Origin of the sequence: Alteromonas aestuariivivens, from assembly GCF_003367475.1 — a bacterium.
GTDB lineage: Bacteria > Pseudomonadota > Gammaproteobacteria > Enterobacterales > Alteromonadaceae > Alteromonas > Alteromonas aestuariivivens.
Genome location: NZ_QRHA01000002.1, coordinates 18,109 through 41,559, shown reverse-complemented (window position 1 = coordinate 41,559; position 23,451 = coordinate 18,109). Strand labels below are relative to the sequence as shown.

The following is a 23,451-nucleotide window of genomic DNA, read 5'->3' as shown; positions in this document are numbered from 1 at the left end:
TCATTATCCTTTAACAGTATGTTGGTGAAGGTCAACACATTTATCAATAGCAAGGCAAGGCAGTTGTGCTTCTATCTCCGTGCATTTTGGCAAGGGGACATCGCGCACAGTGAGCTCGAACTCTTCTTCTGGGATACCATGGAAGAGTGGGGCCAGGTGCGGTACAGCATGGCTCAGCCGTATTCCCAGAAAGAGCGGGTGTTCTGGCACCTGTTACACCAGATCCACTTCTGGTCTGAAGACAAGCTCATGTACGATACCTACCTGGTTGAAGAACTCGCCAACTGCATGCTGTTTCTCGAAGGCAAGGGCTTTTGCCCTATCGACTGCATAGGGATCCGCCCCTAATCGGCCTGCCATAGTTGCACCACTCCCCAAACCATGATCCAATAGCCACCACGTTATCCCGTTAAATTAGTCAGACAGTGTTACAGGCCCTATCCTCATTTAAAGATCGCCGCTTGATAAGCGTGTTTCTGTTCGGCATTTCCAGCGGCTTTCCGTGGGTAATGATTGGTTCGGTACTGTCTGCCTGGCTGAAAGATGAGGGCCTGTCCCGCTCCGCCATCGGCTTGTTTGGTGCCATCTTTGCCGTTTACTCAATCAATTTTCTGTGGTCTCCGCTGCTTGACCGTATTCGTTTGCCTTTCCTCGGCCAGCGCCGTGGATGGATCTTTGTCCTGCAGATTTGCATCGCCGCCTGTTGCGTCGTCATGTCAACACTCAGCGCTACCGACAATCTCTATGCCATTGCAGTAGTTGGCCTGTGCGTTGCGTTATGCTCCGCAACCCAGGACATTGCTATTGATGCCTACCGGATTGACATCATTCAGGCCAACGAGCAGGACGTAATGTCTGCAGGATCTTCAATGGCCACCGCCGGTTGGTGGACTGGCTACGGCGGTATGGGCGCCATTCCGTTCTTTCTGGCAGATTTATCAGGCTGGTACTGGCCTCACATATACCTGCTTCTTGCCGCCATGATGGGAGCACTGGTATTGGCCACCCTGCTGGCGAAAGAACCCGAAGTGGATCGGGCGCATATCCATCAGGCGGCCATCGAGCGTTATCAGCATGCGCTCAGCCACAATCCTTCTCCAGGCTGGCCGGCACGACTATCAAGCTGGATTCTGGTTACTCTGTTTGAGCCATTCAGGGAATTCTTTCAACGCAACGGGCTGCGACTGGCGTTGTCCGTATTGCTGTTTATCTTCCTGTTCAAAATTGGAGAAGCCTTCCTTGGCCGCATGAGTATTGTGTTCTATAAGGAAATTGGCTTTTCCAACAGCGAAATCGGCACGCTGTCAAAATTACTCAACTGGTGGGTTACCATTGTCTTTTCCATAATCGGCGGGTTGGTGAACATTCGTTACGGCATTTATCGCGGGCTGATGATTGCCGGTGTTGCCATGGCCAGCAGTAATCTGATGTTTGCCTGGATGGCCGAGGCAGGCCCCGATAAATGGCTGTTTGCCGCCACCGTGATTGTTGACGGCTTTACCGCAGCCTGGAGCACGGTTGCCATGGTGGCCTTTATTTCACTGCTTTGTAACCGTGCCTTCAGCGCTACCCAATATGCCTTGATGGCGTCGCTGAGTGTGGCTGGGCGAACCCTGCTGGCTTCCGGCAGCGGCTTTATCGTCGACGGGCTGGGCGGGAACTGGAGCCTGTTCTTCATTCTGACCGCACTGATGGTCCTGCCCAGCCTGCTGTTTTTGCGCAGTATCAGAGAAGACATTGTGCGCCTGGAGCAACGCGCCGGGTAAGGGTGCCATTGTTCTGCCAATATGTGACAGAATCGGTATAATGCCGAAACGTCTGAAACCGTAACCGGAAAATCCACTATGAAGCAGTATTTGGCACTGTGTCAGCGAATCATTGATGAAGGTGTGTGGGTGGAGAATGCCCGCACGGGAAAAAAGTGTCTGACTGTGATCAACGCCGATCTCACCTACGATGTGGATAGAGGTGAGTTTCCGCTGGTTACCACGCGGAAGAGTTTCTATAAAGCCGCCATTGCCGAAATAATCGGATACCTGCGTGGTTACGACAACGCCAGGGATTTCCGCGCCATCGGTACCCGCACCTGGGACGCCAATGCCAACCAGAACAGTGACTGGCTGGCCAACCCCGTGCGCAAAGGCGAAGATGACTGCGGTTTTATTTACGGGGCTGTGGCGCGCAACTTTCCCAAACCCGATGGCGGCAGTGTTGATTTGCTGCGTAAGGTCTATGACGACCTTAAAAACGGCAAAGATGATCGCGGCGAGATCCTGACTTTTTACCACCCCGGTGCTTTCCACCTCGGTTGCCTGCGCCCGTGCATGTACAGCCACCATTTTTCATTGCTGGGCGATACACTGTACCTGAACAGTACCCAGCGCAGCTGCGACGTGCCGCTCGGGCTCAATTTCAACATGGTTCAGGTGTATTTTCTGCTTGCAATAATGGCGCAAATCACCGGCCACAAGCCTGGCAAGGCGTATCACAAAATTGTGAACGCCCATATTTATGAAGATCAGCTTGAGCTGATGCGGGATGTCCAGCTCAAGCGGGAACCCTTTGCGCCACCGACACTGAAAATAAATCCGGACATCAAGACACTGGAAGATCTGGAAACCTGGGTCACGGTAGACGACTTTGAAATTGAAGGTTACCAGTTCCATGCCCCCATCCAGTACCCGTTTTCGGTCTGAACCAGGCTACAAACCGCCCAATTAAAATACTAAGTGCAGGTCACAAATGTCTGCACTTTTATAGATATCAGCCATTCAACCTGTACACATTTCACACAACAAACCTGTTGACTTTTAAATTGCTTCTGATAACTATCTATTCTGATCCTTTCTGAAATTAGTGTAATTACACTACCGGCCTGAATTTTTCAATTTATTAACATCAGGTGCTCTTAGAATTTGGATTCACTGCAATATTGATGTTTTTTAGATGTTCAATTTCAGGATGAAGTAGCATGAATAAAAAAGTCGTTGTGGTTGGCGCCGGGCTTTCAGGTTTAGTCACCGTTAAAGAGTTACTGGAAGAAGGCCATGAAGTTGTTTGCTATGAGCAAAACTCTGATATTGGAGGCGTTTTTTCTGAGCGAAATACTTACGACTCAGTAGAGCTGACGGTTTCAAATTATTACATGGCATATTCGGATTTTATGCCATTCGACGAAGACATCAAATTCTGGACCCGCCGGGAATATAAGGAATATTTAGACCGGTATGCGAAAAATTTTGGTCTTCTTGAAAAAATAAATTTCAATTCAAAACTGCTCAACATTAAAAAACAATCCGGTTGCTATCAGCTGACTTTTCAGGATAACAAAGGAAATGTAACGACTGAGTCTTGCGAGCATGTTTGTATATGTTCGGGTCAATTCCAAAAGCCTAACATTCCAGATATCTGTGGATTGGATTCCTTTGGGGGAATTTCAATGCATTCTTCCGAATACATCAATGCTGCAAAATGTGAAAATTTAAAAGGCAAAAGAATTCTGTTTCTTGGTATGGGCGAATCCAGTGCGGATATCGTCACGGAACTCGCCGAAATTGCAGGCAGGGCTTTGTTATCCATTCGAAAGCCGCATTCTTTCAGTTCAAAAACCGTTGGTGACAATAAACCCATCGATATGTTTCAAACCAGGTACTGGCATAGCTTACCCGCCAAAACCAAAGCCAATAAAGTTCGGAACATCTGGAAGAAGGTGCTCGCCAACCCATCATGCACCGGAGCCAAAGCGATCATGGCCAAACATATGATTGAAGGGCCTGATGAACCCGGTTCAGTAGTCACGAAAACCGGCCGTATTTTTGAAGCCGCTGCGAAAAACCTGGAAATTGATGTCGGGGGTATCGAACGAATTGATGGCGACACCGTAACGTTCTGCAGTGGGCGCACGGAACAATTTGATGCCATTGTTTTTTGTACCGGATTCAAAATCCATTTGCCCTTTTTAAACGAAGACGAACACTTCCACGATATACGTGATTGCTATCTGCAGATGTTCTCCCCAATAGTACGAACCCGGCTGGTATTCATAGGTTTTGCCAGGCCACAGCAAGGCGGTGTACCCGCAATAGCTGAATTACAAGCCCGATATTACGCCAAGGTATTATCCGGAACACTCAGCTTACCAGACAACACTTCCGAGCTTGCCTTACAGGATAAACTGCGCTGGCAGAGGGAGTTTTATGAGTCACCCAACGTAGTCGGGCTGGTGAATGGTCTTAGGTTTAATGAAAGAATTGCGGAATTGCTCGGCTGCAGAATCCAGCCTCCAAGCCTGCTGTTTTCACCTCGCCAGTTTTTTGTGTACTGGTTTCACCACGTGTGGCCCTGCCAGTACCGGGTAGTGGGCCCCGGCGCAACTCCCCTGGCCAGGGAAATGTGGTTGAGTGCACCGAGCGTCTACAGCTTTAAACAAAAAGCAATGTTGGTTTTGTCTATTGCCGTGAAACGAATCAAACATTCCCGTTTCAGAGACGACAAACACCAATGGCGCCCGGCGTTCAGCAAAAAATAAAGCCGGCTGCGCCACGGATTACAAGCTTAGAGGGCTCAGTAGCAGAATCAGGAACCTGCACGAATACTGCGGCCCCAGGCCATCCTTCTGTTAATTTCAGGGTTCGCCTGCCGACCTGCATCAATTTGATGCATCTATCATCAGGCTGGCTTTACACCCTTGCGGTAAGCCGCGATCATCAGCCACAAACCCAGCGCCATCATCGGCAGACACAACAGTTGCCCCTGGCTGAGCCCCATCTGGTAAAGACCAATGTGCGCGTCCGGTTCACGAAAGAACTCCACAATAAAGCGGAAACTGCCATACCCCAGCAGGAACAACCCACTGACAGCACCAACCGGGCGGGGGCGGGCTGAGTACAGCCACAGAATAATAAACAGCAGTACACCTTCAAGCGCAAACTCATACAGTTGCGAGGGGTGGCGTGGCAGGTTACCGGCGTTGGGAAATATTACCGCCCAGGAAACATCCGTAGTGCGCCCCCATAATTCGGCATTGAGGAAATTACCAATACGCCCGGCTCCAAGGCCAATAGGCACCAGCGGGGCAACAAAATCCCCCACCTGCAGAAAACCGGTCCCCATCCGCCTGGCCTGCCAGTAAAGTGCGGCAATCACCCCAAGCAGACCACCGTGGAAGGACATGCCTCCGGTCCAGATTTTAAACAGGTAAAGCGGGTCGTCGAGAAACATTCCCATCTGATAAAACAGTACATAGCCTATGCGCCCGCCAAGGATCACGCCAACAAACCCCCAGAACAGCAAATCGCTCAACTGCTCTTTGCTCCAGGTGGTTTTCTCCAACCGCTTGTGGGCCAGCAGATAGGCGGCAACAAACCCCACCAGATACATCAGCCCATACCAACGCACACTGAGCGGCCCAACGCTGAATATAACCGGGTCTATGCTGGGGAAGACAAAATAACTGCTGTCAGCCATATCTCATTCAATTCCTAAAATCATGCGCACACTCACCAGCACCAACAGGCCAGCGAACAGGCGCTTTAATAATTTTGTGTTTATTTTTTGTCCCAATCGAGCACCCAATGCCGCAGTAAAGATTGAGGTGGTAACAATACCAAGAGTAGCTGGAAGATATACGTATCCTATCGCCCCGTCCAGTACATCAATCCGATCCCAGCCAGCGACTATAAAGCTGGCAGTGCCGAACAACGCCAAAATGACGCCCCCCATCGCCGCACAACCTATGGCCTGGCGAAGATTGACCTGAAACCATACCAAAGCCGGTACCATCAGAGCCCCTCCGCCGATCCCCATCAACGCGCTGAAAAAGCCCGTAAAGCCCCCTACTGTTACCAGAGCAGGCCGGGCAGCAGTATTTCCGGACACCCAGTTACGCCCAAAAATCATTTTTGCTGCGATGACCAGTACCAAGACTGCAAAGATGTTTTTGAGGGTATGCCCGGAAATGGAACTCGCTACCAGAGCACCCACTGTGCCTCCGGCGGCGACACCAAGACAACTCCAGAGTACTATAAATGAATTCAGGTTACCCAATCTGAAATGCGCCCAAGCCGAAGACATACCGGTAAATATGATGGTCGACAAAGAGGTAGCCACGGCTACAGGCATAGCGGCATCGGTTGCTAACCCCAGCCAGTGCACCAGCATATAGGAAAGCAGCGGTACGATAATCAACCCGCCGCCAATTCCCAACATCCCTGCCAGCGTTCCCACCAACAGGCCAATGAGCAGGCAACTGATAAAAACGCTGTATACCGGATCCATTTTCCAACTCCTGAAGCCTTTATTGAAACCCGACCCAAACGCTGCAGGCCCGATAAAGGCGCAAAGAGTACCACAGTCGCCATGCGGGCATCAGTCTATAATTGCAGTATTCGTTTGGTTGCAGACGCAGGCTCTTCCATACCAATTGAACCTGACACATATTTTCAGAAACAGGAAAACGGCCGCTGCTGCCTTATGATTATCACTCGGATTCAATAGTGTAGAATCAGGAACCCGCCCGAATAAGGCCTCCGAGCCCCTTCCGCTCCAGGTAGTGATTGAGGTGCACGTAAACCTGCTCATGGGTGTGAGCCGTCAGGGTGCTGGCAAGCAATTCACGGCTTTCAGCCATGCTGACATTGCGGATTACCCAGTTTATTTTACGCAGGTTATATGCGTTCATGCTCAGACGGCGATAGCCCATTCCCATCAACAGAATGGCACCACCGGGCTCACCCGCAATCTCACCGCATACGGTAACAGGTATTTTATGCGCATCTGACTGACGAACAATGTCCTGCAAGGCACACAAAACGGCCGGATGGTAACAGTTGTACAGGCTGGCAACCCGAGTGTTATTGCGATCCACTGCCAGCAGGTACTGAGTCAGATCGTTACTGCCAACTGAGAAAAAATCTACCTGCTGGGCCAGCTGCGGTAATTGGTATAACACCGAGGGTACTTCGAGCATGATGCCCAGCTTGGGCTTGTTTAACTGTTCACCGGTGCTTTTCACCTCGTCATTAATTTCGTAAAAAGCCTGTTCTATTAATCGCTTGGCCTCTTTAACCTCATTCACAGATGAGATCATCGGCAGCAGGATCTGCAGATTGGTTAAGCCAATACTGGCCCGCAACATGGCTCTGACCTGGACCAGAAATATTTCAGGGTGATCCAGCGTTAACCGAACCCCACGCCAGCCCAGAAATGGATTTTCTTCGTTGATCGGAAAGTAAGGTAGAGGTTTGTCTCCGCCTACGTCGAGGGTACGCATGGTAATGGGTTGCGAAGGGCTCGACTGAAGGATTCGCCGATACAAATCAACCTGCTCATGTTCGGAGGGAAACCGCTCACGAAGCATAAAAGGGATTTCCGTTCGGTACAGACCAATGCCCACTCCCTGGCTGGAGGCATTGATTTCGATCTCCGCAGACAAACCGGCGTTGATATACAATTCAATTCCGCATCCGTCCTGGGTTTCACAAGGCTCTTCCGCTTCGGCATCTATGCGCTCTGAAAGCGTGCCTTCCTCCGCAATGAGCTGAATGAATTCCGAACGAATGCTTCGTTCAGGAGAGACTATTACTTCACCGGAATAACCGTCGAGCAAAATTTCCTTGCCGTCGAGCAGGCCCGGTGACACATTCTGGCATCCCATCACCGCCGGGACGCCCATGGCTCTGGCCAGTATGGCTGCGTGGGAGTTATTGGAACCCCGAATCGATATGATGCCTTTAAGGTATTGGCGGGGGAATTCTGCCAGCATGGTGGCTGACACTTCTTCAGCTACCAGAATGCTGTCCTGCTCCGCCTGCCTGGTCGTCAGGGTATGGCCTTTCCCTTCAATCAGAATGTTGGTCAGAATGCGGTTGGACAAATCCACTATGTCAATTGCCCGTTCCTGCATATACGGGTCGTCCATGCTCTGAAATTTGGCGGCATAATCTTCCACCACCATCTTCAGTGACGAAGATGCGTCCCACCCTTCGCGAATTTTGGCTTCCACTTCCCTGCCGAGGCTGTTGGCATCCAACAGGTGATGATAGAGCTGGAATATCGACTTCACATCGTCAGGAATGCCGTCATCCAGCCTTTGGGACAAGGCGTCTACCTGACCGCGGGTGATTTCAACACTTTTGCGATATACCTGAATCTCTTCCTGGCTGCGATCAGACCGCTTTACCACCCAGGTACGCAGATCGATTTTGGTGTCTGAAGAAAACCCCACACCGACGGCAAGACCGGGAGAGCCGGCAATGCCCCGCACGTTCTTTTGTCTTGGAGTGGCATCAATGGCAGCGCCGGTATTGAGTGCGCCGCGAATTTCCGCGTTGGTAATTTCCAGCGCTATCTGAGCGGCAAGGGTAACCAGAAAGGCTTCTTCGTCCTCACTGAAGCGGCGCATTTCGCTTTGCTGCATGGTGATGACGCCCAGCACTTTACGCTGGTGAATGATGGGTGCGCCAAGAAAAGCATTGTACTTTTCTTCCTTTACTTCGGGGTAATGCTTGAAGCGAGGATGCCGGTGTGCGTTCTCAATATTGAGTGGCTCTTCGCGCTGGCCTACCAGACCAATTAGCCCTTCAGAGAAACCTATCCGCACCCGCTCTACGGCATCGGGGTGTAAGCCGTCAGTGGCCTTGAGCACAAATTCCTGCTGCTCATAATCGGCCAGATAAATGGAGCAGGAATCCACGCTCAGGGTGCCTTTCACCCGATGGGCAAGACGATAGAGCGCCTTGTCCAGCTGCGGGATCTGATTGACTTCCTGCACTATGCGTTTCAGCGTAGTGAGCATGTTCCCCATGTTCGCTGTCACCCCTGCCTCCTCACACGTTAGCCTCGACGACGTTTTCGTTGCCGCTTATTGCTGCCTGCAGGCGTCCGTGCTTGTGAGGGCATAGCTACATGGACAAACTCTTTCATAACCCGTCGGTAAACGTCTCGTTTAAACGAAACGACATTCCGGATCGGGTACCAGTAACTTACCCAACGCCAGTCATCAAACTCCGGATGACCGGTTTTAAGTACATCCACGTCTTTTTCGTTGCAATCCAAACGCAGTAAAAACCACTTTTGCTTCTGACCAATGCACACAGGGTCGCTGCCCTGCCGAATCAGCCGTTTTGGCAGTTTGTACCGCATCCAGTTACGGGTCACACTCAAAATAGTGACATCTTTAGCTGATAGTCCTACTTCTTCGTGCAGCTCCCGATACATCGCTTGTTCTGCAGTTTCCCCTTCATCAATTCCGCCTTGTGGAAACTGCCATGAATGTTGACCATAACGCCTTGCCCAAAATACCTGACCCATTTTGTTGCAAATCACTATGCCCACATTCGCACGGAATCCATCGGCATCTATCACTCAGACTCCCGGGCACATCAAACTTTTCTATTCCTGCATTCTTCCATAATATATAAAGGTTTCAAAGTATTAATCCTCGATGTTTGAATAAGGCCCATAATTCCGTGCAAGTTCCCCAGTTTCCACCCTCAGATACAGCGCAATTGATACAGCGTTGCCAGGCCATTGCAGGTTTGTCTTTGGGCGAATTGGCGAAGCTGGCCGGAGTGCAAATACCGGCCAACCTGCAACGTCACAAGGGCTGGCCTGGGCAACTGCTGGAGCTGTGGCTTGGGGCCAGTGCAGGTTCAAAGCCGCAACAGGACTTTCCTGAACTTGCCATAGAACTCAAAACCATTCCCATCGACGCCAACGGTCAACCACTGGAAACCACCTATGTGTGTTACGCCCCACTGCAAACACCGCCCGGTTTAACCTGGCAAAATTCCAATGTCCGTAACAAATTGCAGCAGGTTTTATGGGTGCCGATTGAAGGAGACCGGCGTATTCCTCTGGCCCAGCGCAGAGTGGCCATGGCAATGTTATGGACACCGGATGAACGTCAGAACTGGGTTTTACAGCAGGATTGGGAAGAACTGACTGAATTGATTCAGCTCGGCCAGGTAGAAACGATAACAGCGCGACATGGCAATGCCTTGCATTTAAGGCCCAAAGCGGCCGATGGCAGTGTTCTTACCGACGCCCCCGGCCCGGATGGACAGCGTATTCGTACCCGCCCCAGGGGGTTTTATTTGCGTAAAAGTTTCACCGCCGATGTGTTGCACAGCGGCTTTGGCTAACATGGGTGCCAGCAGTATTTCCGCTAACTGGTTTTACGCAGATGATTGACCAGCACTTCGCTTAAAAATTTGTCCGAATTCAGTCCGAGTCGCTTCGCCACACTGGCCACATTTGCATCACTTCGCAACAGGAGCTGTTTGGCGTAATCCAGGCGATAATGAATGACAAACTGCCGGAACGTCTGCTTTTTCAATACCCTTAGCGCTATGGCCAGTGTGGTGGGGTCAATGTCGCTTGAACGACAAAACTCCCGTATGGTCAGGCCGACTTTTTTGTATAACTTAAGTTCAATTACGGCTTTATCAGCCAGTGACAGTGCCCGCTGCATGGCGTTCTGATCCGCCTGTAAATCGTGCAGGCGCAGATAATCCAGCGGCGAGGGGGAGGTATTGCGGATTTGTACCAATGCAACCAAAGCAATCAAAAAAGCCATGGCAAAGAGTAAATGGAACAGGCTTTGCCAGAAGGGTATATTCAGAAAGCCAAACGTTGCCGCAGTGACCACCAGAATACTGGCAAATGCCACCGCAACCAAAGTGCCCAGTACGCCACTCAAACCACGGGCGCGATATTGTTGAGGGTCAACTACCTGCTCGGCAAGATGGCCGTGATAATTCTGTACCATCTCGGCTGTCAGGATCCCAAGCAGCAACACACCAAAGCCGGTAAGCATATACACCGTGTAAACTGGCCAGTGCGCCAGCGGCTGACCAATGGGAGAACTGAGTATCAACTCAGCCTTGACACTGGCGTCCATAAACAGCACAGGTAATTGTGCCAGCGCACAGAACAGCAGTGGTGCCCAAATCAAAGGGCGTCGACGTTGGGGCCGGGCCAGTAACAAAGGCTTGATGGCCTTGTACACAAACGTCATCATCATGACTGGCACAAAGTCGAACAGACTGGTTAGCAAAATGTATTCGCTCGCACCGCCAAAGGTTTTTACCCACTCATCAACCAATAACAGCGGCCAGGCCAGCAAACCTGCCAGAACCCAGCGCGACGCCACCAACCGGTCGTACCTTGCCCAGTACACCATCAATACCAGTATGTAGATCACCACACACGTGATGACCAAATAGAATTCTCCGCCCACCTGGCTCATCGCTGCCTCCGGGAGTGACTGTTGTCTGTGGCTACCAATAGACATCGCCGCGGGTTGCCACTTCCCGCGTCCTCTCCATGACTCTCAACAAACTGCCAATTTTCTCGTTCGCCCATTCATTGAGTTCTTCCTGTGACTCAAGCTCAGATTCGTGCAATGACTGCTTAAGCATCAACAACGCATTCAACTCATCCAGCCCGATGAGCAAATCCAGCCATGGAGCCCGAAACTCGCCCCGCTCTTCAGCAAACAAATCTCCCAGCAGAAAACCGTTCCATAGCGTCTGTCGCAGCAGAACTTCGGTTGCGCAATAGTTGGCAACCCGCATTGGCCGGTTGGCTGGCATACTTTGCTGAACCGTCTGCCACCCCTGGGAAAGCCAGCCCTTGGCATGCTCCATTACCGGCATATCGTAGCCCTGCACCTCTCCCTGCCAGGGCTTATTATGCAGCAGCGCCGACACTTCCAGTTTGAGGGCAGTAGCCTCACTGTCAAAAACCCGGTTTTCCGGTGCATGCGCCTGAAGCAGGCCAGCCTGACGCCCTTGAAGATAACTGGTGAGCGCAGGGTGTTTAGCCAGACATTTGGCGAACAGACTTTTCTTTGACAGTAAATAATTCAGGCTATGCAAATCCTGATGCCACTGCCAGGCCTGGGCAAATGCGAGCAGATTTTTATGCAGGGTTAACATCGCCGGGCATTGCAATACGGGTAAATACAGGGAAACTGTCTGCAGCATCAGGCGAACTGCGGTAACCACTTCGCTGAGCATCTTAACCGAACCGGTCTGCAAAAAACGGTGCTCGTGAATTTGCCAGTGCGCCAAACCGCATTCGAGGGCTTTGGCAAACGCACTTTCCGTTGAATCCTGACGGGTTAGCGGCAGAAATTCTGGTAGAGGGGTAACCTGCGGAGTAATGCCATTGAGCAACTGGTAGCCCTGCGCAGCTTTGGACACATCACTCAACCGTACATCCAACAGCTGGTTGATGACGAAAGCGACGGTAAACAAATCCGACACTTGCCCCGTTTTCAGTTCCAGTTCTATTTCCTGAATGGGTGAATGCAGTTTGTCGGTGGACACCTCTCCAACATCCACCACCATTTCAACGTGGGCATCATCAAAGGTCACATCAAAAGTGGTGCGCCGAAAATGGGTTGAGAACTGGCGTTGCAGGCTTCGCTGCATGGCAGATACGTCCCAGCCGTCTGGCCAAACGTCTGAATCAAACAGCGAAAGGTCAGGCTCACTGGTACCTAAGGGTATATTAAATTCCAGCCTCTGATGCAGACCACCGCTTACACGGCCTTGTGTCTTCAATGTCTGTTCAAATTGCTGGTTGCAACCGCGTACCCGAAAACCTATTTTTGCCAACTGAAAATCGTGTTCGAGGGTGTCGTAATAATCGTTCTGCAGCCGTTTTTCACCTGCCTGCGATACCGTCATCCCCTGCTTGCCTAACTCAGGTAATATGCAATCCAGAACCGCTTCACGGGGATCCTGGCGAGTGACAAATTTCAGCTCAATTTCTGACATTAAAGAATATTGGTAAGTATTCGATTGGCGACGGAGCATAAACCTTACCGTTGTCCAACACAATTGGCAATCGATAGGTATTGGTCAAACCACATTATGCCCGCCATCGGGCAAGAGGCTGCAGTTGGATATAAATTCTCATATCTGTAACGCTGGCACGGACTTGCCTTTGCACCTCGCAACCCCTACCATCGTTACTGGTTTGTTTATTGTTATTGGATCCAATATGTTTCGCAAGTGGCTTACCGTGGCGCTGATAGCCTGTTCTACCCAACTTCTGGCACAGCAGAACACGGAAGAATTCGATGCCTCCTCGGCCAATTACATCAGTGACGATCTTTTCACTTTCATGCACACCGGGCCCGGCAGAAATTATCGTATTCTGGGCTCTGTCGATGCCGGCACTCCCATTACCATACTGCAAAGAGATACCGACTCTGGCTATACCGAAATCCGCGACAACCAGGACAGAACCGGCTGGGTGGATTCCGATGTCATCAGCAACCAGATTTCTCGTCGTGAACAGCTGCCGCAGGCACTGGAGCGGCTGGCCAACGCCCAAACCGAGCTGCAGGCGGCCGAATATCAAAACACTGAACTGAACCAGCAACTGAATGACAGCCGTCAGCAGATCGCTCGGCTTACCTCACAGGTTGAAGAGCAGACTCAGGAGCTAAATCGGGTCAAGCAGCAGCTGGAAAACGCCAGCAAAGATGAAATGTTCATGTGGTTTACCCGCGGCGGAATGGTTGCCGGAGCCGGGATCCTGCTAGGTATAATTTTGACCTATCTGCCCAAGAAACGCCGTCGAAATAATGAGTGGGCCTGAGCACACGCGATAAAAAAGCCGCTGATTACTGAGCGGCTTTTTCATATGTCTGGATGAGTCCAGACTATTCGTCGTCTTCCACCAAGGTCATCAGTGAGGTATTACCACCCGATGCCGTTGTATCGATACTGATGGTCTTCTCCGTCATCAGACGCTGAATCAGTTTATCGTTATACTCGGCAGTAATCACCGGCAGAATCGCACCCTCGCGGGAGGACAGCATGGATGAAATGTGTGCGGTACGTACGGTGTTCGAGTCGACCACCACACCAGCCAGATTTTCATCCTGCAGTAACGCATCAAGATGCTGCAGGCGGGCAACCTGGAAGACTCCTTCCGGTGCGCCAGTAGCATTGAATTCCTGCTGAAATTCGAGCGCTTCTTCGTAGAACACATCCGATACTACCGACACCACCACGTTACCGGTTGCCAATGCCGTTACCACAGACATTGTCCAGTATTCGAAAGTCACGTCTTTGTCGGCAAAACAAACCAGCACACCCCGGGGTTCCAGATACAGTTTGTTGGATTCTCCCGTTGGCCCCGGAAGGGTAAGCGGCCTGGCCAGTTTGCGTTCGATGGTGGTCAGTTGCTGGCGGGCGGTAGCCAATGTCCGGTTGAGATCATCAGCGAATTCTTCAACCAGATCCACTTTCGCAATGCGAGCCAGTAACTGACGGACCATTGAAATCCGATCATTGAGCGGCTGGTGTCGCCAGTTGCTTTCAACCCGCATTGCCTGATTCATCAGGCGTTGTGCTGCCTGGTGAGCCGCTTCGTCACTGACCAGGGCGGCGTCCGTCTGCTCCAAATTCTCCACTCTGGAAGGTTTCGGAGTCGCACGCTCTACCATCAGACGGGCAAGATAGTTCGGCCCGCCCGCTTTGGGGCCGGTACCCGACAATCCGCGCCCACCAAAAGGTTGCACCCCGACAATGGCGCCGATCATATTGCGGTTGATGTACACGTTACCGGCGCGACTGCGTGCCGCCAGTTCATTGGCGCGTTCTTCTATCCGGGAATGGATCCCCATGGTAAGGCCAAAACCGGTGCCATTGATTTGCTCAAGCACCTTGTCCAGGTCTTTGGCCTTAAAGCGCACCATGTGAATCACCGGGCCAAATACTTCCCGCTTAAGTACATCGATGCTGTCAATCTGGTAAAGAGCAGGCGCAAAGAAGGTGGCGTTATCCGCCCCTTCCGGTAACGCACAGCGGTGCAACAGTTTACCGTGCTCTGCCATGTAGGCTTCGTGTTCCCTGAGGCTGCTGAGAGCCTTTTGATCAATCACCGGACCAATATCCGTGCTCAGGTACGCCGGATCACCCAATGAAAGTTCTTTCATGGCACCAATCAGCATCTCGGTGATAGTGTCAGCCACATCCTCCTGCACAAACAGTACCCGCAGGGCAGAACAGCGCTGCCCTGCACTCTGAAATCCGGAGTGCACCACGTCATCCACCACCTGTTCTGGCAGAGCGGTAGAGTCCACAATCATGCAGTTCTGCCCGCCGGTTTCAGCAATCAGTGGGACCTGTTCACCACCCCGACTGGCAAGAATCTGGGAAATCAGGGTACCGGTCTGGGTAGAACCGGTAAACATTACCGCCTTGATGCGTTCATCGGTGAGCAATGTATCGCCAACGGTCTTACCAGGCGCAATCACCAGCTTGAATGCGTTTTCCGGCAGCCCAACAGAATACATAATCTGCGCTGCACGCTGGGCAATAATGCTGGTTTGCTCGGCGGGTTTGGCAATAACCGTATTGCCTGTGGCGAGTGCCGCCACCACTTGTCCAAGAAAAATAGCCAGCGGGAAATTCCACGGGCTGATGCACAATACAACGCCACGTGGCAGCAAACGGTTGTCTTCGTCCAGTTCTCTGGCCCGAACAGCATAGTAACGGCAAAAGTCCACTGCTTCGCGCACTTCATCAATGCTGTCCTGGGTGACCTTGCCGGCTTCACGGATACAGATAGCAATCAGTTCAGCCATGTGCCGTTCCAATGCATCGGCAACCCGCTCCAGAATTTCTGCCCGCTCCTCAACCGGCAGCTTTGACCAGCCACTGAAGCCCTGATGAACGCAATCCAGCGCCGCCAGCATCTGTTCAGGCTGGGCATATACATGGTAACCCACCACATCATCATGATTGGCCGGGTTACGCACCGCCACAGCCCCTTCAGGCAACGAATCTGCGTCTGCCGTATAGTGCTCCTGCCAGCGCGTCAATTCATGTTGTAAAGCCTGAATGGTGTTCACATCGGTAATATCGAGACCTTTGGAATTCGCCCGCTCAGGCGCATACAAATCCCGCGGCATGCTGATCTGCTTATTGAAACGCACTTTCAGGCGCTGGGTCTTTTCAACCGGATCTTCCAGCAATGATTCCACCGGGCGGCTGTCGTCTACAATGGCATTCACAAAAGACGAGTTCGCACCGTTTTCCAGCAGTCGGCGCACCAGGTAAGCAAGCAGATCTTCATGCTCGCCTACCGGGGCATACACACGGCACTGGATTTTCTCTTCCGTCACCACCTGATCGTACAGGGTGTCGCCCATACCGTGCAGACACTGAAATTCAAACCCCTCCTTGTCATCACCGGCCAGTTCAATAATTACAGACGCAGTGTACGCGTTGTGGGTCGCGAATTGCGGGTAGATAGTGTCACGATAGTCAAGCAGCCTGTTAGCGCAGGCATGGTAGGACACGTCCGTCGAGGATTTACGGGTGAATACCGGAAAATCTTCCACACCGGCTTGCTGGGTCAGCTTGATCTCGGTATCCCAGTAGGCACCTTTCACCAGCCGCACCATCATTGAACGCCCTACGCTCAGAGTCAGCTCACGCAGCCACTCAATCACGTGGATCGCGCGCTTATGATACGCCTGTACGGCCAGGCCGAAACCATGCCAGCCATCCAACTCAGGATCGCGAAATACGGTTTCAATGATATCCAGAGAGATGTCCAGACGGTCGGCTTCTTCTGCGTCCACTGTCAGGCCAATATCATATTCCCTGGCCATCAGACACAGAGCTTTCAGCTTGGGAGGAATTTCTGCCATCACCCGCTCGGCTTTGACAAATTCATAGCGGGGGTGGATAGCTGAAAGTTTGACCGAAATACCCGGAGAACGTTTAGGACCGCGCCCTTTGGCCGCTTCTCCAATAACCTTGATGGCCTTTACGTACGACTGATAATAGCGATCAGCGTCTGCCATGGTGCGGGCACCCTCACCCAGCATGTCGTAGGAATATACATAACCTTTCTTTTCTTTTTCTTCGGCGCGTTCAACGGCATCTTCGATGGTTTCGCCCATTACAAACTGGCGCCCCATCACTTTCATGGCGATGTTCATTGCCCTGCGGATAACCGGCTCACCCAAACGGCCAACGGTTTTTTTCAGCAGGCCAAACTGCTCCTTTTTACGCTTGTCTGCGTAGTTGACCATGTTGCCGGTAAACAGCAATCCCCACGCTGAGGCATTGACAAACAAAGAGTCTGAGTTGCCTAAATGTGGTGTCCACTGCCCTTTGGACAACTTGTCACGAATCAGCTCATCCTGGGTGGCTTTATCCGGCACCCGCAGCAATGCCTCGGCCAGACACATCAGCACCACACCTTCTGCAGTAGACAGTGAATACTCCTGTAGCAGGGCATCCACCCCACCATGACCTTCCTGCTCGCGGCGAATTTTCAGCACCATCTTGCGTGCCCGTTCCCAGGCACGACTTCGAGCCCGCGGATTCACTTCCGCAATCGGAAGTATTTGGTCTACGGCAACGGACTCATTGATTCGGTAATAGTCTCGGATACGCTGACGAAGCGGCGTAGTGGTAAATAGATCGTCATTAGTGAGCATTGATACCCTTCTTTGTTTCTGTCGATGCAAAACCTCATGGCGTGTATATCAGCACTACGGTGACTTGAACAAACCACGATTGCAAGCCCGTCCACGATATCCACAGGCCGGGCAAAGTTTCCTGCAACACGCTAAAGCTTACGCCAGATCGTGCACCAGGCAATTTTGGCGCGGATACTACCACACTCCAATGCACCGCCAAGCCCTGATTTAAGTGGATTTTCAGATAATTTGGCCCTCGTCCGTGTAGCGCAAAATTTACATTCTGGCTCGTTCCTCCCACGTCAGGATTCAGTGCAGTAAAAAAAACCTTAGAAACCAGCCTCTCAGGGCCCGGTGGATTGGGGCTGAAAATCCGCACCCAGTCCTCTCAGCCCTATGCAATCATTTTAATAGACGGCATAATAGCGACGAATCAAGATTAAGGTGGTTGCCGTGTGGCGGGATAAATGGGTACCAATTGGCTTGCTGATATTACTGGGGTTACTCCAGTACCGGCTCTGGTTCGGTAAAAACAGTGTTTTGGACTACCACGCCCGCCAACAACAGGTGCAACAGCAGACCTTGCAAAACGCCAACCTGAATCAGCGCAATGCCCTGTTGAAAGCGGATATCAGCGATCTGAAAATTGGCCTTGAAGCCATTGAAGAGCGGGCTCGCAACGAACTTGGACTGATAAAGCAGGGCGAGACTTTTTATCGCATTTTACCCGCCGACAACGAATAAGTATGACAGTAACTAATCAGGTCGTCGCGGTGGTGCCCGCGGCAGGCATTGGCAGCCGGATGCGCTGCGACAGGCCCAAGCAATATCTCATGCTGGGCAACAAGACCATTCTTGAACACACTCTGCAGGCGTTGATTTCACACCCGGCAATAAGCCGGATTGTGATTGCCCTGAGCCCACAAGATAAATACTTCCGGCAACTGCCGGTTGCCAATGCGCCATGGCTGACCGTTGTAGACGGAGGAACGGAACGCGCAGACTCGGTCCTCAACGCATTGCATACGCTCAATGCCGATGACTGGGCGTTGGTCCATGATGCCGCCCGCCCGTGCCTTAACCATAAAGATGTAGATACGCTACTGAGGACAATGAACCACTCAGAGGTAAGTGGAGGAATACTGGCCACTCCGGTGCGGGATACCATGAAACGGGCAACGGAAGCTTCACCGGAAACTCAGGCGGTAGTAGACAAAACCGAATCCCGGGAGCGACTCTGGCACGCACTGACGCCCCAACTGTTTCCCGCCGGCGCACTCCGCATTGCTTTAGAAAAAGGGCTGCAAAGGAAGTTAGCAATCACTGATGAAGCGTCTGCCATGGAAGCAGCAGGTTACAGAGTTGCGTTAATCGACGCCGATCCGGCCAACATTAAAATTACCCGCCCGGCAGATATGCCGCTGGCGGCGTTCTATCTTCAACAATTACATACTGCCGACAGACAGGACTGATTATGCGAATCGGACACGGTTACGACGTACACAAATTTGGCGGGCAAGGCCCCATCGTCATTGGCGGCGTTTCAATTGACTATGAGCAGGGTCTGCTGGCTCACTCCGACGGTGACGTTCTGATTCATGCCCTGTGTGATGCCCTGTTGGGAGCCGCCGCACTTGGCGATATCGGCAAACATTTTCCAGATACCGATGCAAACTTCGCTGGTGCCGACAGTCGTGAGCTTCTGCGCCATGTTGTTAAGCTGCTGGCAGAAAGGGGTTATCAGTTGGGTAACGCCGACATGACCATCATTGCACAGGCTCCGAAAATGGCACCCCACATTGACCAAATGCGCGCCCTGCTAAGTTCAGACTGTCAGGTCGGCATTGATGATATCAACGTCAAAGCCACCACCACAGAAAAACTCGGATTTGCTGGCCGCAAGGAAGGCATTGCCGCTCATGCAGTCGTGTTAATAGAGCCCAAATCATGAAACAGCTGACCACAGAACACTGGCAATACGCATTTGGTCGCCCCTCGTCCAGCGGAGCGCTCAAAACCCATGCGGAAGATTTTCAGGTAATTGAAGATCTCGGTTACGAGCCCTCTGGTGAAGGCGAGCACCAGTTTTTGTTTATTGAGAAAGTGAATACCAATACCGCTTTTGTTGCTGAACAGCTTGCCAAGGTTACGGGGCTTCCTCTCAGGAATGTGACTTACGCCGGCCGCAAGGACAAATACGCCGTCACCCGCCAGTGGTTTGGTCTGCATACTCCGGGCAAAACCGACGTAGATTTGAGTAACTGGCAATTAGACGGTGTAAAGGTGATCGCCCAAACCCGCCACCATAAAAAGCTGCGCACCGGGCAGCTGAAGGGCAACCGTTTTGTTATCACCCTGCGGGACGTAACCGAACCTGATGCAGCCCTGGAGCGTATTGAAAAAGTCAGGTACGCGGGGGCACCCAACTACTATGGCGAACAACGGTTTGGTGTTGCCAGAATCGGTACCGATGGCCAGCTTCAGCAGGGTGGTAACCTGATGCTGGCAGAACGCATGGTGGCAGGGGAAGTGATCCGCAACCGCAACAAGCGTTCCATGGCGCTTTCTGCATTACGCAGTTGGCTGTTTAACGAGGCTCTGTCCAGACGCATCGCAAACGGACATCTTGATAATTTGCTGCTTGGTGATGCACTCATGCTTACCGGTTCAAACAGCTTTTTTATCCATGACGGCTCCGACCCTACGGTTCAGAGTCGCTACGACAATCAGGACCTCGCACCAAGCGGGCCGCTGTGGGGTAAAGGCTCTCTGGAAACCCGCGAACAGGTGCTGGTGCAGGAAAGCCTGCTGGCAGAGGAATTTGGTGACTTGTGCCAATATCTGGTGCAGGCAGGCATGACTCAGGAACGTCGCGCATTGAAAATATGGCCACAAGAGCTTGAATGGCAGTGTAACGGTGATAAATTAACACTGAGTTTCAGGCTGCCCAGCGGGTGTTTTGCCACCAGCATTTTACGCGAGATCCTCGATACGGATTCAGTTCCCCCTCGCCCGGCTCATCACGCGGAGTAAACATGAAGATCCTGTTAAGTAACGACGACGGTGTATTCGCCAAAGGGTTGGCAACCCTATATGAGGCTCTCGCCACCGAGCATGATGTCACGGTAATTGCTCCTGACCGCAACTGCAGCGGGTTCAGTAATGCACTGTCTCTTCAGCAGCCATTGCGGATCCAGAAAATGGACAACGGCTTCTATTCCGTTAATGGTACACCTTCAGATTGTGCCCATCTCGGTATTAACCGCTTTCTGGAGGAAGACCCTGAACTGGTGGTATCCGGTATCAACCATGGCGCCAATCTGGGTGACGATGTCATTTACTCGGGCACCGTTGCTGCGGCAACCGAAGGGCGATTCATGGGTTTACCCGCCATTGCAGTTTCGCTGACCAGCCACGAAGGCAATCACTTTGAGACTGCTGCGAGAGTAGTCCTAGAAATTATTGCCAAACTGCAAAAACACCCATTGCCAGCGAACCAAATTCTGAATGTCAACGTTCCGGACATTCCCTATGATCAGCTCAAAGGTATTCAGGTTACCCGCCAGGGGCGCCGCCATCGCGCTGAAACCATGGTCAGGGCCAACGACGCATTCGGACGCGATATATACTGGTATGGGCCTATAGGTGAAGAACAGGATGCGGGCCCCGGCACCGATTTTCATGCCATTGCCAACGGCTATTGTTCGGTAACGCCGTTGAGTGTGGATATGACTGCCTATCAGAGCCTGGATACCATGAAAGCATGGCTGGCAAAAAATGATCAAACTTCGTCAAAAAATTTGCATAAGTAACAAGGATAATCAGCGTTTATGAGACCGTCGAGAAAAGGACAAACTCTGGCAGAGTTGCTGTATAAGGAAGGTATCCGGCAGCAACAGGTGCTGAATGCCGTGGCTGCCACTCCAAGAGAGCTGTTTCTGCCCGACGCGTTGAAACACAAAGCATACCAGAATACGGCACTGCCAATTGGACAAGGGCAAACCATTTCGCAGCCGTATATTGTTGCAAAGATGACCGAGTTGCTGCTAAATGCCAGTCAGAGACCCGAAAAAGTCCTCGAGATTGGAACCGGATCCGGTTATCAGACCGCAATACTCGCGCAATTGTTTAAACATGTTTTCTCTGTGGAACGGATAAAGTCTTTGCAGTTTCAGGCCAAGCGCCGCATGAACCAGCTGGATTTACACAACATCTCGATGAAACACGGAGACGGCTGGCAAGGCTGGCAATCCAAGGGGCCGTTCGATGCAATCATCGTTACTGCTGCCGCAAGCAGTTTACCCCAGGCGTTGCTGGATCAGCTCAACGAGGGTGGGCGTTTAGTGATCCCGGTAGGTGACGATCAACAATCACTGATGTGCATCGACCGGATTGATGGAGAACTTCGGACCGAAACGGTGGAAGCCGTGCGTTTCGTTCCGTTAATAGCAGGAGAGCTAATGTGAAATTGTTCCAACCGTGTTACGACCTCGCAATACGCTGGTCGCGTCATCCCCATGCCACTCGCTATCTTGGCGGGCTGAGTTTTGCCGAGTCGATGTTTTTTCCCATCCCGCCGGATGTGATGCTGGCCCCCATGTCATTGTCGCAACCTTCCAAAGCGTGGCACTTTGCATTACTCACCACACTGGCATCGGTGCTGGGCGGTATTGCCGGCTATTGTCTGGGTTTTTTTGCTTTTGAGGCCTGGTTGCAGCCCTATATCGAGTCTGCCGGTTACAGTGACAAACTGGCAACAGCCATGTCCTGGTTTGAAAACTACGGTGTCTGGGTCGTGTTTATCGCAGGTTTTTCCCCCATACCCTACAAGGTTTTCACCATCAGCGCCGGCGTGCTGCAGATGGCATTCCTGCCTTTCATTCTGGCATCAGCGATAGGCCGGGGTGCACGATTCTTTCTGGTCGCCGCACTGATGCGCTGGGGTGGAGCAACAATGGAAGCCAAACTGCGGCAATATGTCGAAGTTCTTGGTTGGGCTGTAGTGGTTCTTGCTGTAGCGGCTTATCTGATACTGCGTTAGGAGCTTTTTTGCCGTATTTGAAGCGCTTCCTTCGCCCCGCCTTTTACATTTTTGTCACAACGGGGCTTGCCAGTGCCTGTTCGGGGCGCTCGGATCCTGCACCTGTCACCCTGCTAAACAGTCAGCCAGAACCCGTGGAAGAGGGTTATAATTCACCCACTTATACGGTAAAAGCAGGAGACACCCTATTCGCTATCGCATGGTATACCGGTAACGATTATCGTGATCTGGCAAACTACAACAACCTACGGGCCCCTTACTCCATCTACCCTGGACAGGTGCTCAAGGTAATTCCTCCCAAGGTTACCGCGACCTCCGCACCACCTCCCCGGCCTGCGACTTTACCGGCTAAACCCAAAGCGCCACCAACTGGTCCAACCAGCAGTAGTGATCACACAAATAGAGTTGACCCCCCAAATAAGCAGGCGTATGGTGAAAGTGAAAATAATGTTAACAACCAGCCAGTTAAAGCAGGTAAAAACGCACCTGAACTGGCCAGTAGGCCAACACCTGAGAAGTTCGCAGATCGGGTTGATGTTTGGGTATGGCCAGCCAATGGTAAGGTCGTTGACACCTTTAGCAGTGCGGAATCGGGCAACAAAGGCATCGATATTGCAGCGTCTAGAGGGGCCGCAGTGAGGGCTGCGGCAGACGGTAAGGTCGTTTATTCGGGAAATGCCTTGAGGGGATACGGTAATCTGGTCATCATCAAACATACCGATACCTTTCTCAGCGCTTACGCCCACAACGACACTATTGTGGTAAAGGAACAGCAGTGGGTCGTAGCCGGGCAGCAGATTGCGACTTTAGGGGATAGCGGTACCGATACCGTAAAGCTTCATTTTGAAGTGCGATATCGCGGCAAGTCTCTCGACCCACTTCGTTATCTGCCAAAGCAGTAAACCAAAACAACAATAAATAACTATAAGAAATTCAGAGGAGTACAAAA

Annotated in this window: 21 protein-coding genes; 14 read left to right on the top strand and 7 right to left on the bottom strand. The window is 51.8% G+C overall.

Going from position 1 to position 23,451, the window contains the following annotated elements:
- The first annotated feature begins 18 nt into the window (after positions 1 to 18).
- The 4 genes from DXV75_RS03040 (at position 19) to DXV75_RS03025 (ending at position 4,528) form a co-directional block, all read left to right on the top strand.
- Positions 19 to 348 (top strand): hypothetical protein, encoded by a 330-nt coding sequence (locus tag DXV75_RS03040; RefSeq protein WP_425451670.1) that lies wholly within the window; start codon positions 19 to 21, stop codon positions 346 to 348.
- 77 nt (positions 349 to 425) lie between these two features.
- The gene (locus tag DXV75_RS03035; protein ID WP_115591824.1) at positions 426 to 1,766 is read left to right on the top strand and encodes an AmpG family muropeptide MFS transporter; all 1,341 of its coding nucleotides are present in this window, start codon (positions 426 to 428) and stop codon (positions 1,764 to 1,766) included.
- A gap of 78 nt (positions 1,767 to 1,844) precedes the next feature.
- Positions 1,845 to 2,696 carry a thymidylate synthase gene (locus tag DXV75_RS03030; protein WP_115591822.1) on the top strand — a complete coding sequence of 284 codons (852 nt, stop codon included), beginning with the start codon at positions 1,845 to 1,847 and terminating at the stop codon, positions 2,694 to 2,696.
- 275 nt (positions 2,697 to 2,971) lie between these two features.
- A complete protein-coding gene (locus DXV75_RS03025) occupies positions 2,972 to 4,528 on the top strand; it encodes a flavin-containing monooxygenase (RefSeq protein WP_115591820.1) in 1,557 nt (518 codons plus the stop codon).
- Positions 4,529 to 4,668: 140 nt separating this feature from the next.
- Here the strand turns inward: DXV75_RS03025 and lgt are convergent, their stop codons facing one another.
- The 4 genes from lgt to rppH form a co-directional block, all read right to left on the bottom strand.
- Positions 4,669 to 5,466: a prolipoprotein diacylglyceryl transferase gene (gene lgt, locus DXV75_RS03020; RefSeq protein ID WP_115591819.1), complete on the bottom strand. Its 798-nt coding sequence runs from the start codon at positions 5,464 to 5,466 to the stop codon at positions 4,669 to 4,671.
- Positions 5,467 to 5,469: 3 nt separating this feature from the next.
- Positions 5,470 to 6,276: a sulfite exporter TauE/SafE family protein gene (locus tag DXV75_RS03015; RefSeq protein WP_115591817.1), complete on the bottom strand. Its 807-nt coding sequence runs from the start codon at positions 6,274 to 6,276 to the stop codon at positions 5,470 to 5,472.
- A gap of 226 nt (positions 6,277 to 6,502) precedes the next feature.
- Positions 6,503 to 8,794 carry a phosphoenolpyruvate--protein phosphotransferase gene (gene ptsP, locus DXV75_RS03010; protein WP_115591815.1) on the bottom strand — a complete coding sequence of 764 codons (2,292 nt, stop codon included), beginning with the start codon at positions 8,792 to 8,794 and terminating at the stop codon, positions 6,503 to 6,505.
- 38 nt (positions 8,795 to 8,832) lie between these two features.
- Positions 8,833 to 9,363: an RNA pyrophosphohydrolase gene (gene rppH / locus DXV75_RS03005; protein WP_115591813.1), complete on the bottom strand. Its 531-nt coding sequence runs from the start codon at positions 9,361 to 9,363 to the stop codon at positions 8,833 to 8,835.
- A 104-nt stretch (positions 9,364 to 9,467) separates the two neighbouring features.
- Between rppH and mutH the strand changes: the two genes are divergently transcribed.
- The gene (gene mutH, locus DXV75_RS03000; RefSeq protein WP_115591812.1) at positions 9,468 to 10,142 is read left to right on the top strand and encodes a DNA mismatch repair endonuclease MutH; all 675 of its coding nucleotides are present in this window, start codon (positions 9,468 to 9,470) and stop codon (positions 10,140 to 10,142) included.
- Between the two features lie 23 nt (positions 10,143 to 10,165).
- Here the strand turns inward: mutH and DXV75_RS02995 are convergent, their stop codons facing one another.
- Together DXV75_RS02995 and DXV75_RS02990 are read right to left on the bottom strand one after the other, a co-directional pair.
- A complete protein-coding gene (locus DXV75_RS02995) occupies positions 10,166 to 11,248 on the bottom strand; it encodes a helix-turn-helix domain-containing protein (RefSeq protein ID WP_115591810.1) in 1,083 nt (360 codons plus the stop codon).
- Positions 11,249 to 11,279: 31 nt separating this feature from the next.
- A complete protein-coding gene (locus DXV75_RS02990; RefSeq protein ID WP_245953100.1) occupies positions 11,280 to 12,824 on the bottom strand; it encodes a CYTH domain-containing protein in 1,545 nt (514 codons plus the stop codon).
- A 187-nt stretch (positions 12,825 to 13,011) separates the two neighbouring features.
- On the opposite strand from DXV75_RS02990, the gene DXV75_RS02985 reads away from it, so the two are divergent.
- Positions 13,012 to 13,614: a TIGR04211 family SH3 domain-containing protein gene (locus DXV75_RS02985; RefSeq protein WP_115592170.1), complete on the top strand. Its 603-nt coding sequence runs from the start codon at positions 13,012 to 13,014 to the stop codon at positions 13,612 to 13,614.
- A gap of 64 nt (positions 13,615 to 13,678) precedes the next feature.
- On the opposite strand, the gene putA is transcribed toward DXV75_RS02985, so the two are convergent.
- Positions 13,679 to 17,479 carry a bifunctional proline dehydrogenase/L-glutamate gamma-semialdehyde dehydrogenase PutA gene (gene putA / locus DXV75_RS02980; RefSeq protein ID WP_115591808.1) on the bottom strand — a complete coding sequence of 1,267 codons (3,801 nt, stop codon included), beginning with the start codon at positions 17,477 to 17,479 and terminating at the stop codon, positions 13,679 to 13,681.
- 435 nt (positions 17,480 to 17,914) lie between these two features.
- Between putA and ftsB the strand changes: the two genes are divergently transcribed.
- The 8 genes from ftsB to DXV75_RS02940 are packed head-to-tail and all read left to right on the top strand — an operon-like array spanning position 17,915 to position 23,404.
- A complete protein-coding gene (gene ftsB / locus DXV75_RS02975; protein ID WP_115591807.1) occupies positions 17,915 to 18,205 on the top strand; it encodes a cell division protein FtsB in 291 nt (96 codons plus the stop codon).
- A gap of 2 nt (positions 18,206 to 18,207) precedes the next feature.
- Complete coding sequence (gene ispD / locus DXV75_RS02970; protein WP_115591805.1) at positions 18,208 to 18,933, top strand: 2-C-methyl-D-erythritol 4-phosphate cytidylyltransferase; 726 nt, start codon at positions 18,208 to 18,210, stop codon at positions 18,931 to 18,933.
- Positions 18,934 to 18,935: 2 nt separating this feature from the next.
- The gene (gene ispF / locus DXV75_RS02965; protein ID WP_115591804.1) at positions 18,936 to 19,412 is read left to right on the top strand and encodes a 2-C-methyl-D-erythritol 2,4-cyclodiphosphate synthase; all 477 of its coding nucleotides are present in this window, start codon (positions 18,936 to 18,938) and stop codon (positions 19,410 to 19,412) included.
- The gene (gene truD / locus DXV75_RS02960; protein WP_115591802.1) at positions 19,409 to 20,494 is read left to right on the top strand and encodes a tRNA pseudouridine(13) synthase TruD; all 1,086 of its coding nucleotides are present in this window, start codon (positions 19,409 to 19,411) and stop codon (positions 20,492 to 20,494) included. Before ispF ends, truD begins: the two co-directional genes overlap by 4 nt.
- 2 nt (positions 20,495 to 20,496) lie before the next feature.
- The gene (gene surE / locus DXV75_RS02955) at positions 20,497 to 21,273 is read left to right on the top strand and encodes a 5'/3'-nucleotidase SurE (RefSeq protein ID WP_115591801.1); all 777 of its coding nucleotides are present in this window, start codon (positions 20,497 to 20,499) and stop codon (positions 21,271 to 21,273) included.
- 18 nt (positions 21,274 to 21,291) lie between these two features.
- A complete protein-coding gene (locus DXV75_RS02950; RefSeq protein ID WP_115591799.1) occupies positions 21,292 to 21,927 on the top strand; it encodes a protein-L-isoaspartate(D-aspartate) O-methyltransferase in 636 nt (211 codons plus the stop codon).
- Complete coding sequence (locus tag DXV75_RS02945; protein WP_115591798.1) at positions 21,924 to 22,502, top strand: YqaA family protein; 579 nt, start codon at positions 21,924 to 21,926, stop codon at positions 22,500 to 22,502. Before DXV75_RS02950 ends, DXV75_RS02945 begins: the two co-directional genes overlap by 4 nt.
- 8 nt (positions 22,503 to 22,510) lie before the next feature.
- On the top strand, positions 22,511 to 23,404 hold the full coding sequence (locus DXV75_RS02940; protein WP_425451669.1) for a peptidoglycan DD-metalloendopeptidase family protein: 894 nt from the start codon (positions 22,511 to 22,513) through the stop codon (positions 23,402 to 23,404).
- Positions 23,405 to 23,451 lie beyond the last annotated feature (47 nt).

What these genes read in the sequence shown, in the direction of transcription:
- DXV75_RS03040 (WP_425451670.1), top strand. Translation starts at nt 19, where the DNA reads ATGTTGGTGAAGGTCAACACATTTATCAATAGCAAGGCAAGGCAGTTG.
- DXV75_RS03030 (WP_115591822.1), top strand. Translation starts at nt 1,845, where the DNA reads ATGAAGCAGTATTTGGCACTGTGTCAGCGAATCATTGATGAAGGTGTG.
- DXV75_RS03025 (WP_115591820.1), top strand. Translation starts at nt 2,972, where the DNA reads ATGAATAAAAAAGTCGTTGTGGTTGGCGCCGGGCTTTCAGGTTTAGTC.
- lgt (WP_115591819.1), bottom strand. Translation starts at nt 5,466, where the DNA reads ATGGCTGACAGCAGTTATTTTGTCTTCCCCAGCATAGACCCGGTTATA.
- DXV75_RS03015 (WP_115591817.1), bottom strand. Translation starts at nt 6,276, where the DNA reads ATGGATCCGGTATACAGCGTTTTTATCAGTTGCCTGCTCATTGGCCTG.
- ptsP (WP_115591815.1), bottom strand. Translation starts at nt 8,794, where the DNA reads ATGCTCACTACGCTGAAACGCATAGTGCAGGAAGTCAATCAGATCCCG.
- DXV75_RS02995 (WP_115591810.1), bottom strand. Translation starts at nt 11,248, where the DNA reads ATGAGCCAGGTGGGCGGAGAATTCTATTTGGTCATCACGTGTGTGGTG.
- DXV75_RS02990 (WP_245953100.1), bottom strand. Translation starts at nt 12,824, where the DNA reads ATGCTCCGTCGCCAATCGAATACTTACCAATATTCTTTAATGTCAGAA.
- DXV75_RS02985 (WP_115592170.1), top strand. Translation starts at nt 13,012, where the DNA reads ATGTTTCGCAAGTGGCTTACCGTGGCGCTGATAGCCTGTTCTACCCAA.
- putA (WP_115591808.1), bottom strand. Translation starts at nt 17,479, where the DNA reads ATGCTCACTAATGACGATCTATTTACCACTACGCCGCTTCGTCAGCGT.
- ispD (WP_115591805.1), top strand. Translation starts at nt 18,208, where the DNA reads ATGACAGTAACTAATCAGGTCGTCGCGGTGGTGCCCGCGGCAGGCATT.
- ispF (WP_115591804.1), top strand. Translation starts at nt 18,936, where the DNA reads ATGCGAATCGGACACGGTTACGACGTACACAAATTTGGCGGGCAAGGC.
- truD (WP_115591802.1), top strand. Translation starts at nt 19,409, where the DNA reads ATGAAACAGCTGACCACAGAACACTGGCAATACGCATTTGGTCGCCCC.
- surE (WP_115591801.1), top strand. Translation starts at nt 20,497, where the DNA reads ATGAAGATCCTGTTAAGTAACGACGACGGTGTATTCGCCAAAGGGTTG.
- DXV75_RS02950 (WP_115591799.1), top strand. Translation starts at nt 21,292, where the DNA reads ATGAGACCGTCGAGAAAAGGACAAACTCTGGCAGAGTTGCTGTATAAG.